The following is a 12,972-nucleotide window of genomic DNA, read 5'->3' as shown; positions in this document are numbered from 1 at the left end:
GACCGTCGGGCGCATGATCTTCTCCCGAAGACCCCACCTCGCTCTATTTTCCCGACACCAGCGCCAGCGCGCGGATCGGGCTGCCGGTGCCGTGCTCGATCTTGAGCGGTGCGGCGATCAGGATGGCGCCCTTCGGCGGCAGTTGGTCGAGGTTGCACAGGCTGGCCAGGCCGTAGCGGTTGGCCTTGTGCATCAGCGTGTGTGCAGGGAATGGCGGCTCCATGCCGCCCGCCTTGCCGGCATCGGTGCCGATCGTCTCCGAGCCCCAGCCCTTGATGTCCTTGGCTATCAGATACTGGATGGCCTCGGCCGTCGGGCCGGGCGTGTGCGGGCCGGTCTCGTTGGCGTTGAGGAACTCGGCTTCCGAGCCGTTGCGCTTGTACCAATCGGTGCGCATCACCACCCACTCACCGGCGTTGATGGCGCCGTGCTTGGCTTCCCACGCCTTGATGTGGTCGACGGTGAGCAGGAAATCGTGATCGGCTGCGGCTTCCTTGGAGCAGTCGATGACATTGACCGGGCCGACGAAGTTCTGCACCGGAATGGTGTCGGTGGCGCCGTCAGGATAGTCCTTGCCGGTGATCCAGTGCTGCGGCGCATCGAAATGCGTGCCCGAATGTTCGCCGAGCTTCAGCCAGTTCCACGCCCACCACGGACCGTTCTTGTCATAGCGGGAGATCGAATGGATCTCGACCTTCGGCGTGTCGACGGCGAGTTCCGGCGGCAGCTTGATCAGCGGCGTGTCAGGCCCGAGCTGCGCCGAGAGGTCTACCACCTTGATGGCGCCTGACAGCAACTGGCCGGCGACTTCGCCGAGGAGTTTTTGGGTGTCCATGGTCTTCTGTTCCCTCTTTTCGATGATGATCAAGGCTCGTCTCGGCCCTTAATATCCTACTAGACGAAAACATATGCATCTGCAATTATCTTTAAGCATAAAGGAAATGGGAACGGGGCGTGAGCGAGTTCGACGCCATCTTTGTCGGGGCGGGCCACAACAGTCTGGCATGCGCCGCGCATCTGGCGCTCAAAGGCTGGAAAATCGGGATTTTCGAGCGCAGCGCAACAATCGGCGGCGCCGTCCAGACCCGCGAATTCACCCTTCCCGGCTTCCGCCATGATTTCGGCGCGATGAATCTGAGCCTCTTTGCCGGCTCCGCCTTTCACCGGAAATATGCAAATGAATTGAAAGCGCAGGGCCTGGAATTCGCCCCGGTCGCCGACTGTTTCGCCAGCGCCTTTCCAGACGGACGCTGGTTCGGCGTCAGCAACGACCTGGAAAAGACAGCCACGCGCATGGCTGCTTTCTCCGCCGCCGATGCCGCGACATGGCGCGGACTGGTTGCCGCCTTCCCGGCCGAGGCCGAACATCTGTTCCGGCTGCTGGGCTCACCGATGAGCGCCCGCGCGCTGGCCGGCTCGGCGTGGAACCTGTGGCGGAAGAAAGGCATGTCCGGCGCGCTCGACACCGGCCGACTGCTGCTGTCCTCGCCACGAGCCTGGCTGGAGGAGACGTTCGAGTCGCCGCATGTACGGGCAACCCTCGCCACCTGGGGCATGCATCTCGACTTCGCCCCCGATATCGCCGGCGGCGCGGTGTTCCCCTATCTGGAATCGATGGCCAACCAGAGCTTCGGCATGGTGCTGGGCAAGGGCGGCGCCGACACCATCATCCGGGCGCTGGCCGGCATGGTGACGTCCGCCGGCGGCAAGATCGTCACCGGCGCCGAAGTGGCGGAGATCACGGTTTCCAACGGCAAGGCGACCGGGGTGCGGCTGGCTTCAGGAGAAACGCATACCGCGACCAAAGCGGTTATCGCCGGCGTCGCGCCCAAGGCGCTGACCGGCAAGCTGCTGCCCGGCGGTTCCGGCAATGCCGGGTTCGACACGGCGCTGAAGAAATTTCGGTACGCGCCGGGTACGATGATGATCCACCTGGCGCTGGACGAGCTGCCGGACTGGCGCGCCGGCGCCGAGTTGCGGCGGTTCGCCTATGTGCATCTGTCGCCCTCGCTCGACGCAATGTCGCGCACCTATCAGCAGGCAATGGCCGGCATGCTGCCGGACGAACCGGTGCTGGTCGTCGGCCAGCCGACCGCGATCGATCCGTCACGCGCGCCGAAGGGCAAGCATGTGTTGTGGGCACAGGTGCGCATGCTGCCTGCCGAGATAACAGGCGACGCGGGAGGGCAGATCGCGCCCGCGCATTGGGATCAGGTCAAGGACGCCTACGCCGAGCGCGTGCTCGACATCATCGAGACTTATGCGCCCGGCCTGCGGAGCAAAATCCTTGGCCGTTCGGTCTTTTCGCCCGTCGATCTCGAGCGCGAGAACCCGAACCTTGTCGGTGGCGACCAGGTCTGCGGCAGCCACCATCTGGCGCAGAACTTTCTGTTCCGCCCGGCGCGCGGCTATGCCGGCTGGAACACGCCGGTCGGCAATCTGCATCTGACGGGAGCCGCGACATGGCCGGGCGCCGGCACCGGTGCGGCCTCGGGCTTCATGCTCGCGCAACAGCTTGGCGGGAGGTAGGCTCCGACGATTTTATCGAGGTGACGAGAGGCAAGGCGCTGCTGCCCACGAAGCCTGAACCCATGAACGGATAGTGCCGCGCAAAGACAATAACCAAGAAGGGGAACGACCATGAAAATCAACAGACGCGAATTGCTGGGATACAGTGCCGCGGCACTCGGCGTGGCCGCGGTTGGCCTGCCGAAAATAGCCAAGGCGGCGGCCGGCGAACTGACCATCGCATACAATGTCAACCTGCCGTCCTGGGATCCGACAACCGGACCTTCGGCTGTCAATCCGACGATCCAGGGCCTCTACCAGTCGGTGTTCGACCAGATCATCCCGCAAAAGCCCGACCTGTCCTTCGCGCCCGGCCTGCTCACCGAGTGGGGCTGGAACGACGACCGCACCAAGGTGATGATGACAGTGCGCGAAGGCGTGAAATGGCATGACGGCTCGCCCTTCACGCCCGAGGACGTCGTCTGGTCGCTGCAGCGCGCGGGCGACGAAAAGACCGGCAACCCGATCCAGTTCGTCTGGAAGAACGTCAACAATTTCAAGATCGACGGCAACAAGATCACAGGCGACGTGGTGCAGTTCGACCCGGTCTATTTCAAATGGATGTCGTTCCTGACCGGCTACATCCTGCCGAAGGCCTATTACGAGAAGGTCGGCGCTGAAGGTTTCGAGAAGGCGCCGATCGGCACCGGCCCGTACATGGTGGAAAAATTCGAGCGCAACGCCTTCCTGCGGCTGAAGGCCAATCCGAACTATTGGGGCGGTAAGCCGGCTTTCGAGAATGTGACGATCAAGTTCGTCACCGATGCGGCGAGCCGCGTCGCCGAGATCGAATCCGGCTCCTCGCAGGTGACGCTCGAAATCCCTTACGAAGAATACGACCGGCTGATCGCCAAGGACGGACTCGCCGGCTCGATCAAGAATGTCTCCGACATCGGCATGATCTTCTTCAACAACAAGGACGCCATGCTCGACAAGAATGTCCGCCAGGCAGCCGTCATGGCGGTGGACAAGGAGCTTCTGGTCAAGCGGCTGCTGCGCGGCTACGGCCAGCCGATCGACACGCTGGAGACGCCGGAATACGCCGCCTACGATCCGTCGATCAAGGTCGAGCACAATCCGGAAAAGGCCAAGGAATTGCTCGCCGCCTCCGGCTATTCGACCAAGAAGCCGGCGAAGTTCACTATACAGACCACCAAGGGCTTCAAGCCCAAGGACTACGAAATGGTGCAGGCGATCGTCGGCATGTGGCGCAAGGTGGGCATCGAGGCCGAGATCGAAGTCTACGAGATCGCCAAGCACTATGAACTGCGCGCCGCGCACAAGCTTGCGCCGGCGGCCTTCTACAACTGGGGCAATTCCATCGGCGATCCGACCACCTCGACCGGTTTCGCCATGTTCGGACCCTCGCCGCACTCGTCCTGGAAGACCGACGACCTCGACGCCAAGATCGGCCCGCTCTGGGGCGAGAAGGACGAGGCCAAGCGCATCGCCGGCTGGAAAGCGGTCGACAAGTACATTGCCGAAGAGGCCTATGTGCTGCCGCTCATCCAGTACGCGCAGCCGATCGTGCACTCGAAGAAGGTCAATGTCGTGCAGCACATTTCCGGTGCGCTGCTGCCGGCCCTGATGACCCCGGCCTGATATCGGCCTGGAATTGCCGCGCGCCGTCCATAGCGACGGCGCGCATTTTTCTATCAGGCATACGAGCCATCGGGCTCCTGCAAAGATTTACATGCTCCTGCAACGATTCCTGATTCGTCTTCTGACGATGCTGATCACGCTGTTCGGCGTGGCCGTCGTCGTCTTCGTCGTGATCCGCGTCGCGCCCGGCGATCCGATCGCCATGATGCTGCCGCCCGGCGCGACGGATGACGACATCGCCCGGCTGCGGGCACTCTACGGGCTCGACAAGACCATCGTGCAGCAATTCTTCATCTGGCTGTCAGGCGTTATCCGCGGCGATTTCGGCACCTCGATTTCGCTGCGGCAGGATGTGCTCGGCCTCGTCTTCAACCGGCTGCCGGCCACGCTGGAGCTGGCCATCGTCGCGCTGATCATGGCAGTGGCGCTCGGCGGTACGACGGCCGTTCTCGGCGCGCGCGAACGCGGCACGGCGGTGGAAGCCGGTATCGACATCGCCAGCGGGGCGGCACTCTCCATTCCCGATTTCCTCTGGGGCCTGGTGCTGATCCTGTTGTTCGGCGTGCTGGTGCCGATCTTCGACATTTCCGGCCGGGTGTCGCCGCAGCTCGACCTGCCCTTCGCCACCCAGTTCTATTTCTTCGAAAGCCTGCTGCGGCTGCGCTTCGACCTGACCTGGGACCTTTTGAAACACATGCTGATGCCGGCGGTGGCGCTGGCGCTGCCGCTGGCGGCGATCATCTCGCAACTGCTGAAACAGTCGCTGAAGGAAGTGCTCGACCTCGACTATGTCGTGCTGGCGCGGGTGAAGGGGTTTTCGGAAACGCAGGTCATCCTGCGCGAGGCCCTGAAGAACGCGGCTTTGCCGACGCTGACCCTTGTCGGCGTACAGTTCACCTTCCTCATCGGCGGCACCGTCATCGTCGAGCGGCTGTTTTCCTACGAAGGCCTCGGCAACATGGCGATCGATGCCGTCATCAACCGCGACCTGCCGCTGATCCAGGGCATCGTGCTGGTCTTCGCGCTGCTGTTCGTGCTGATCAATCTCGTGGTCGACATGATGTATGCGCTGCTCAATCCGAGGCTGCGTCATGGATAGGGCCTCAAGACGCGGACTGAGCCCCAGGCTGTGGCTCGCCGGCGGCTGGCTGCTGCTGGCGCTGCTGGCGGCGATCTTCGCGCCGCTGGTCGCGCCGCAAGACCCGCTGGCGCAGGATCTGATGCTGGAGCGGCTGCCGCCCTTCTGGCTCGATGGCGCCGAGCCCGGCTATTGGCTGGGCACCGACAGCCTCGGCCGCGATCTATTGTCCAGGTTGATCTTCGGCGGCCGTATCGCCTTCATCGTCGCTTTTGCCGCGGCGATCGCCGCCTGCCTCGTCGGCTCGACGCTCGGGCTGATCGCAGGCTATTTCGGCGGCTGGGCGGACCGCATCATCTCGCGCATCGTCGATATCTGGATGGCGTTTCCGCCGGTGCTGTTCGCCATCCTGCTGGTGGCGGTGCTGGGCACGGGCCTCAGCTCCGTCATCCTGGCGATTGCGATCATCGACTGGACGCGCTTCTGCCGGGTGATCCGCGCCGAGGCGATGGGCCAGTCGCGCATGGATTATGTCGAGAATGCCCGCATCGCCGGCTATGGCCGCATCGGCATCATGCTGCGCGAAGTGCTGCCCAATGTGGTGCCGTCGATCGTGGCGCTGCTGTCCTTGGAGATGGGCATCGCCGTCATCGTCGAGGCGATCCTGTCCTTCGTCAATCTGTCGATCTCGACCGACGATCCGACCTGGGGCGGCATCATTGCGGAAGGCCGTCTATCGATCCACCAGGCCTGGTGGGTGCTGGTGTTTCCTTTGATCACGCTGATCCTCACCGTGCTGTCGTTCAGCCAGTTCGGCGAAGCGCTGAAGGCGCGTTTCGACCCGGTGCTGCGATGAGCGCCTGTCTCGACATCGCCAATCTCAGCGCCGTGCTGCCGAACGGCCAGCGCGTGCTGCGCTCGGTGTCGCTCGCCGTGCAGCCCGGCGAGGTCCGCGCGCTGGTCGGCGAGAGCGGCGCCGGCAAAACGATGATCGGCAAGGCGGTGCTCGGCGTGTTGCCGTCGAGCGTGCGCATCGTCGAGGGCGACATGCTGCTCGAAGGCGAAGACCTCGGCAAGCTTCAGCCCAAGGCAAGGCGCACGCTGGTTGGCGCCCGCACGGCGCTGATCCCGCAGGATCCGCTAACCGCGCTCAACCCGTCGCGCCGCATCGGCCCGCAGATGACTGACCGGCTGGTGCGCATCCTCGGCTGGAGCGGCGAGAAGGCCGACACGCGCATCCGGCAGTTGCTGGACGAGGTGCAGATCCGCGACCCCGAGCGCGTGCTGAAGTGCTATCCGCATGAGCTTTCCGGCGGCATGCGCCAGCGCGTGCTGATCGCGGCCGCCTTCGCCGCCGAACCCCGGCTGATCGTCGCCGATGAGCCGACCACGGCGCTCGACGTCACCGTGCAGAAGCAGATCCTGCGCCTGATCGCCGCGTTGCAGCGCGAGCACGGCACCGCGATCCTGTTCGTCACCCATGATCTCGGCGTCGTCGCCAAGATCAGCCAGAAAGTGTCAGTGCTTTATGCAGGCAAGGTGGTTGAAGAGGCCGACACGGCAGCGCTCTTCGCCGCCCCGCAGCACCCCTATACGCGAGCGCTGATGGCGGCGACGCCGCGCTACACCGACCCTTTCGCCTCGCTGAGACCCGTGGACGAAGCGGTGCTGGCCGGGCTTGCCGCCGAGATCGCAGCAGCGGACCAGGCTTGGAGGTGGCCGCATGGTTGAGCCGCTGTTTTCCGTGCGCGGGCTGAAGGTCGCCTTGCCCGACATGACGCGCAAGCCGCTGATCGGCCGTGCGCCTTTGGCCGAAATCCTGAAAGGGCTCGACTTCGACTTGCCGAGGGGCTCGGTGACCGGCATCGTCGGCGAGTCCGGGTCCGGCAAGTCGACGCTTGGCCGCGCGCTGGTCAGGCTGCTGGAGCCGAGCGCCGGCAGCGTCAGCTTCGAGGGCCGCGACATCACCCATCTGCCGGAGGCAGAGCTGCGGCCGTTACGCCGCGATCTGCAGATGATCTTCCAGGATCCGATGTCGTCGCTCAATCCGCGCCGCACCATCGCCAGCATCATCGCCGCGCCGCTCAAGCAGAACGGGCTTGGCGACAGGCTCAAGGAACGCGTCGCCGAGGCGCTGCAGCGGGTCGGCCTGCCGCAGAGCTTTGCCAGCCGCTACCGCCACGAACTGTCGGGCGGCCAGCGCCAGCGTGTCGGCATTGCCCGTGCGCTGGCGCTGTCGCCGAAATTCGTGCTGGCCGACGAGATCGTCTCCGGTCTCGACGTCTCGACGCAGGCGCAGATCTTGACCCTGCTGGAGAAGCTGGCAGCGGAGATGGGCCTGACCGTCGCCTTCATCAGCCACGACCTGTCGGTCATCCGGCGGCTGTGCCGGCAAGTCATCGTCATGCGCGAAGGCGTGATCGTCGAGGCCAGCGCCACCGACGCTTTGTTCGACAACCCCAGCCAGGCTTACACGCGCGACCTCATCGCAGCCATTCCGCTGCCCGAGATCGACGCCGGCTGGCTGGACATTCCGGCCGCCGCCAAAGCCCCGACATGAATGCATACGCATGCCGAAAAGCGGGTTTCGGACACGCGACCGCAAAGACCCAGGTCCCGCCAATGGAGAGGACTGACATGAAGACGATACTTCGAAATGCAACGCTTGCCGCCGCTGTCCTTGGCGGCGCCGGCATGGCCTCGGCGGGTTCGATCCCCGGCATGCGCGGCCACGATCACACCGGCATCACCGTCCCCGACATGAAGCAGGCGGTCGACTTCTTCACCGAGGTGGTCGGCTGCAAGAAGGCGATGTCGTTCGGCCCGTTCGCCGACGACAAGGGCACCTTCATGCAGGACCTTCTGGGCGTCGATCCCAAGGCCGTCATCGAGCGGGTCACCATGGTGCGTTGCGGCTATGGCTCGAACATCGAGCTGTTCAAATACACCGCGCCCGACCAGAAGGATCTGACGCCGAAGAACAGCGACATTGGCGGCTTCCACATCGCCCTCTATGTCGACGACGTCGCCGCCGCCAAAGCCTATCTCGACGGCAAGGGCGTCAAGACGCGCATGGGACCTCTGCCGGTCAAGGAAGGCCCCGCCGCCGGCCAGACCATTCTCTATTTCCAGGCGCCCTGGGGATTGCAGCTGGAAGCGATCAGCTACCCCGACGGCATGGCCTATGAGAAAGGTGCCGAGACGGTGCTGTGGAGCCCGAAGAACCCGGAAAAGTGATCCTTCGGCGCGCGCTTGCGGGACGACACGCAAGCGCGCCGCCCGGTATCAGGACAATGATTTCGACATAAAACTTTAAGCTTGAAATATTTTGCCGCTGGCGCGATACTCACAAGGCAGCAAGCGAAGAGGAGATCGCACAGATGAAGGTTGCGGTTCTCGGCGGCGGTCCAGCCGGCCTCTACTTTGCCATATCGATGAAGCTCAGGGATGCCGCGCACGATGTGACGGTGTTCGAGCGCAACCGCGCCGACGACACGTTCGGCTGGGGCGTGGTGCTGTCGGCCGAAACGCTTGAGAACCTCGCCAAAAACGATCCGGTCAGCGCCGTCTGGATCAAGAAGCATTTTGCCTATTGGGACGACATTGCCGTCATCCATGACGGCGTGCGCACGGTCTCGTCAGGCCATGGTTTTTGCGGCATCGGCCGCAAGCGGCTGCTGATCCTCTTGCAGCGCCGCGCCCGCGAGCTCGGCGTCAAGCTGATGTTCGAGACCGATATCGCCGATCCCAAGCCTTACATGGAGACTCATGACCTGGTCGTCGCCGCCGACGGGCTGAATTCCAGGGCGCGCAACACTTTCGTCGATATCTTCAAGCCCGACATCGACACCCGCAAATGCAAATTCGTCTGGCTCGGCACCAACCAGAAATTCGACGACGCCTTCACCTTCATCTTCGAGAAGACCGAGCATGGCTGGGTGTGGGCGCACGCCTACCAGTTCGACAGCGAGACGGCGACCTTCATCGTCGAATGCAGCGAACAGACCTGGGCTGCCTTCGGCTTCGGCGCGATGACGCAGCAGGAATCGATCGCGGTGTGCGAGCGCATCTTCGCCAAGCATCTCGGCGGCCATGCGCTGATGACCAATGCCAACCACATCAGGGGCTCGGCCTGGATCAATTTCCCGCGCGTGCTGTGCGAACGCTGGTCGTACAAGAACCTGGCGCTGATGGGCGACGCGGCGGCCTCGGCGCATTTCTCGATCGGCTCCGGCACCAAACTCGCCTTGGAAAGCGCGGTGGCGCTGGCCGAGTATGTGGAAACCGAGCCGGACCTCGATGCCGCCTTCCGCAAATATGAGGATGCGCGCCGCACCGAAGTGCTGAAGCTGCAATCGGCGGCGCGTAATTCGCTCGAATGGTTCGAGGAGGTCGAACGCTATCTCGGCCTCGATCCGGTGCAGTTCAACTATTCGCTGCTGACCCGCTCGCAGCGCATAAGCCACGAGAATTTGCGGCTGCGCGATGCCGAATGGCTGGGCGGCGCGGAAGAATGGTTCCAGCGCCAGGCGGGTGCCGGCGGCAACAGGCTGCGCCGCGCGCCGATGTTTGCGCCGTTCAAGCTGCGCGACATGAAGCTGCAGAACCGCGTCGTCGTCTCGCCGATGGCGCAGTACAAGGCCGTCGACGGCTGCCCGACCGACTGGCATTTCACCCACTATGCCGAGCGTGCCAAGGGCGGCGCCGGGCTCGTCTATATCGAGATGACCTGCGTGAGCCCGGAAGGCCGCATCACGCCCGGCTGTCCCGGCTTCTACGCGCCCGAACACGAAGTGGCGTGGAAGCGGCTGGTCGATTTCGTCCATTCCGAGACCGAGGCCAAGATTTGCGCCCAGATCGGCCATTCCGGCGCCAAGGGTTCGACCCGACTCGGCTGGGAAGGCACCGACGTGCCGTTGGCGTCGGGCAACTGGCCTGTCATGGCGGCATCGGCTGTCGCATGGTCGCCTGAGAACCAGGTGCCGAAGGCGATGGACAGCGCCGACATGGACCTGGTGCGCAACCAATTCGTGGCTTCGGCCGAGATGGCTGACCGTTGCGGCTTCGACATGCTGGAGATCCATGCCGCGCATGGTTATCTCCTGTCGTCCTTCATCACGCCTGTCACCAACCGGCGCACGGATGAATATGGCGGCTCACTGGAAAACCGCATGCGCTATCCCCTCGAAATCTTCCACGCGGTGCGCGCCGCCTGGCCGACGGAGAAGCCGATCTCGATGCGCATTTCGGCCAATGACTGGGTCGGCATCGAAGGCGTGACGCCGGCCGACGCGGTCGAGATCGCGCGGCTGCTGCACGAAGCCGGCGTCGACATATGCGACGTCTCGGCCGGGCAGACATCGGCACTGGCCAAGCCGGTCTACGGCCGCATGTTCCAGACGCCGTTTTCCGACCGAATCCGCAACGAGGTCGGCATGGCGACGATGGCGGTCGGCAACATCTACGAGCCGGACCATGTCAATTCGATTCTGATGGCCGGCCGCGCCGATCTGGTCGCGCTGGCAAGGCCGCATCTGGCCGATCCCTACTGGACGCTGCATGCGGCGGTGACGCTCGGCGACCGCGGCGTCAAATGGCCGGATCCCTACCTGCCCGGCCGTGACCAGATCTACCGGCTGGCCGAGCGCGATGCGGCCGCGGGGCTGAAAGTATGACGGCGGCACCAGCGATCTCCGCCAAGCATGCGCTGGTCACTGGTGGTGGCTCCGGTGTCGGCCGGGCCATAGCGCTGGCGCTGGCGGAAGCGGGCATCAATGTGACCATCTGTGGCCGCCGCGAAGCGGAGCTTACCAAGGTGGCCGGCGAAAGCGGCCGTATCTTCGGTATTGCCGCCGATGTCACCAATGAGGCGTCGATGGCCTCGCTCTACCACGCGGCGGAAGCCGCGCGCGGGCCGTTCGACATCGTCATTGCCAATGCCGGCATGGCCGGCAGCACACCAGCGAACAAGACCACGCTGGCCGATTGGCAGAAGACGCTCGACGTCAATTTGACTGGCGCCTTCCTGACGGTGAAACCTGCGCTGGCCGGGATGGCTGCGCGCAAGACAGGACGGATCATCTTCATTGCCTCAACGGCAGGGTTGAAGGGCTACGCTTACGTGGCACCTTACGTGGCGGCCAAGCATGGCGTCGTTGGGCTGATGCGGGCACTGGCGGCGGAAACCGCGAAATCCGGCGTCACCGTCAACGCGGTTTGCCCGGGTTTCGTCGAGACCGACATGCTGGAAGAGTCCATCCAGCGCATCATCGAAAAGACCGGCCGCTCTGCCGGCGAGGCGCGGGCGAGCCTTGTCTCGACCAATCCGCAAGGCCGCTTCATCCAGCCGCAGGAAGTCGCCGCCGCCGTGCTGTGGCTGTGTGGCGATGCGGCGTCATCGATCACCGGACAGGCAATTTCCATCTCAGGAGGCGAAACATGGTAGCCGGCCCCCTGCCCGCACCGTCGGGACCCGGCAAGGACCGTCTGCGTCTGTGGATCAGGCTGCTGCGCGCCTCGCGCACGATCGAGGCCGAGTTGCGCGAGCGCCTGAAGAAGGAATTCGACACGACGCTGCCGCGCTTCGACGTGATGGCGGCGCTGTACCGCGTGCCGGAAGGCATGCTGATGAGCGACCTGTCGCGCTTCCTGCTGGTCTCCAACGGCAATGTCACCGGCATTGTCGACCGGCTGGTTTCGGAAGGGCTGGTCGCTCGCGCCCGCCGCAATGGCGACCGCCGCACCTCCATGGTGCGGCTGACCGAGGAAGGCACCAAATCCTTTGCCACGATCGCTGCCGCCCATGAGGGCTGGATCGGCGAATTGCTGGGCAAGGTCAGCGAGGAGGACGCCCGCCGGCTGACCGGCATGCTGACCTCGTTCCGCAGCAACTGGGAGGGACGCGAATGACCGGGATGGCCGGGCTGAAGCCGAAGCATTTCCTCTGGGAGGTCGAGGGCAGGATCGCCAAGGTCCGGCTCGACCGGCCGGAGCGCAAGAACCCGCTGACCTTCGACAGCTATGCCGAGTTGCGCGATGCGTTCCGCGACCTCGTTTATGCCGACGATGTCGACGCCGTGGTGTTCCTCTCCAATGGCGGCAATTTCTGCTCCGGCGGCGATGTCCACGACATTATCGGTCCGCTGGTCAAGATGGATATGAAGCAGCTCCTCGCCTTCACCCGCATGACCGGCGATTTCGTCAAGGCGATGCTGAATTGCGGCAAGCCGATCATCGCCGCCGTCGACGGCGTGGCGGTCGGCGCCGGCGCCATCATCGCCATGAGCTCCGACATCCGCATCGCCACGCCGGAGGCCAAGACCGCGTTCCTGTTCACTCGCGTCGGCCTTGCCGGCTGCGACATGGGCGCCTGCGCGATCCTGCCGCGCATCATCGGCCAGGGCCGTGCCGCGGAACTGCTCTATACGGGCCGCACCATGACGGCCGCCGAGGGTGAGCGCTGGGGGTTTTATAACAGGCTGGTCGATGCGGCCTCCCTCGAGGCGGATGCACTCGACATGGCAGCGCGCATCGTCTCAGGCCCGACCTTCGCCCACGGCATCACCAAGACGCAGCTCAACCAGGAATGGTCGATGGGTCTCGACCAGGCGATCGAGGCCGAAGCGCAGGCACAAGCGATCTGCATGCAGACGCGCGATTTCGAGCGCGCCTACAAGGCGTTCGTGGCCAAGGAAAAGCCAGTGTTCGAGGGGAATTGAGGATGA

12 protein-coding genes are annotated in these 12,972 nt (G+C 64.3%); 11 read left to right on the top strand and 1 reads right to left on the bottom strand.

Going from position 1 to position 12,972, the window contains the following annotated elements:
* Nucleotides 1–43 precede the first annotated feature (43 nt).
* Nucleotides 44–835 carry a cyclase family protein gene (locus ACLGL5_RS10130; RefSeq protein WP_069093261.1) on the bottom strand — a complete coding sequence of 264 codons (792 nt, stop codon included), beginning with the start codon at nucleotides 833–835 and terminating at the stop codon, nucleotides 44–46.
* A gap of 119 nt (nucleotides 836–954) precedes the next feature.
* Between ACLGL5_RS10130 and ACLGL5_RS10125 the strand changes: the two genes are divergently transcribed.
* From ACLGL5_RS10125 to ACLGL5_RS10075, 11 genes are all read left to right on the top strand, one after another.
* The gene (locus ACLGL5_RS10125) at nucleotides 955–2,529 is read left to right on the top strand and encodes a phytoene desaturase family protein (protein WP_069090911.1); all 1,575 of its coding nucleotides are present in this window, start codon (nucleotides 955–957) and stop codon (nucleotides 2,527–2,529) included.
* A 111-nt stretch (nucleotides 2,530–2,640) separates the two neighbouring features.
* Nucleotides 2,641–4,170 carry an ABC transporter substrate-binding protein gene (locus ACLGL5_RS10120; RefSeq protein ID WP_019863002.1) on the top strand — a complete coding sequence of 510 codons (1,530 nt, stop codon included), beginning with the start codon at nucleotides 2,641–2,643 and terminating at the stop codon, nucleotides 4,168–4,170.
* Between the two features lie 91 nt (nucleotides 4,171–4,261).
* Nucleotides 4,262–5,269 (top strand): ABC transporter permease, encoded by a 1,008-nt coding sequence (locus ACLGL5_RS10115; RefSeq protein WP_019863001.1) that lies wholly within the window; start codon nucleotides 4,262–4,264, stop codon nucleotides 5,267–5,269.
* Nucleotides 5,235–6,104 (top strand): ABC transporter permease, encoded by an 870-nt coding sequence (locus ACLGL5_RS10110; RefSeq protein WP_171903239.1) that lies wholly within the window; start codon nucleotides 5,235–5,237, stop codon nucleotides 6,102–6,104. The genes ACLGL5_RS10115 and ACLGL5_RS10110 overlap by 35 nt, the downstream gene beginning before the upstream one ends.
* A complete protein-coding gene (locus ACLGL5_RS10105) occupies nucleotides 6,101–6,979 on the top strand; it encodes an ABC transporter ATP-binding protein (protein WP_069090910.1) in 879 nt (292 codons plus the stop codon). Before ACLGL5_RS10110 ends, ACLGL5_RS10105 begins: the two co-directional genes overlap by 4 nt.
* Nucleotides 6,972–7,808 carry an ATP-binding cassette domain-containing protein gene (locus tag ACLGL5_RS10100; RefSeq protein WP_069090909.1) on the top strand — a complete coding sequence of 279 codons (837 nt, stop codon included), beginning with the start codon at nucleotides 6,972–6,974 and terminating at the stop codon, nucleotides 7,806–7,808. The genes ACLGL5_RS10105 and ACLGL5_RS10100 overlap by 8 nt, the downstream gene beginning before the upstream one ends.
* Nucleotides 7,809–7,885: 77 nt before the next feature.
* Entirely contained in the window at nucleotides 7,886–8,485 is a 600-nt protein-coding gene (locus tag ACLGL5_RS10095; protein ID WP_069090908.1) for a VOC family protein, read from the top strand.
* 143 nt (nucleotides 8,486–8,628) lie between these two features.
* On the top strand, nucleotides 8,629–10,923 hold the full coding sequence (locus tag ACLGL5_RS10090; RefSeq protein ID WP_019862996.1) for a bifunctional salicylyl-CoA 5-hydroxylase/oxidoreductase: 2,295 nt from the start codon (nucleotides 8,629–8,631) through the stop codon (nucleotides 10,921–10,923).
* The gene (locus ACLGL5_RS10085) at nucleotides 10,920–11,693 is read left to right on the top strand and encodes an SDR family NAD(P)-dependent oxidoreductase (protein ID WP_069090907.1); all 774 of its coding nucleotides are present in this window, start codon (nucleotides 10,920–10,922) and stop codon (nucleotides 11,691–11,693) included. The genes ACLGL5_RS10090 and ACLGL5_RS10085 overlap by 4 nt, the downstream gene beginning before the upstream one ends.
* Complete coding sequence (locus tag ACLGL5_RS10080) at nucleotides 11,687–12,157, top strand: MarR family winged helix-turn-helix transcriptional regulator (RefSeq protein WP_010913223.1); 471 nt, start codon at nucleotides 11,687–11,689, stop codon at nucleotides 12,155–12,157. The genes ACLGL5_RS10085 and ACLGL5_RS10080 overlap by 7 nt, the downstream gene beginning before the upstream one ends.
* Complete coding sequence (locus tag ACLGL5_RS10075) at nucleotides 12,154–12,966, top strand: enoyl-CoA hydratase family protein (RefSeq protein ID WP_064984552.1); 813 nt, start codon at nucleotides 12,154–12,156, stop codon at nucleotides 12,964–12,966. The genes ACLGL5_RS10080 and ACLGL5_RS10075 overlap by 4 nt, the downstream gene beginning before the upstream one ends.
* The last annotated feature ends 6 nt before the right edge of the window (nucleotides 12,967–12,972 follow it).

The sequence above is a fragment of the Mesorhizobium sp. U510 genome (genome assembly GCF_059180695.1).
Note: the sequence above shows the minus strand (reverse complement) of the source record. Positions and strands in the feature narration are given on the sequence as shown.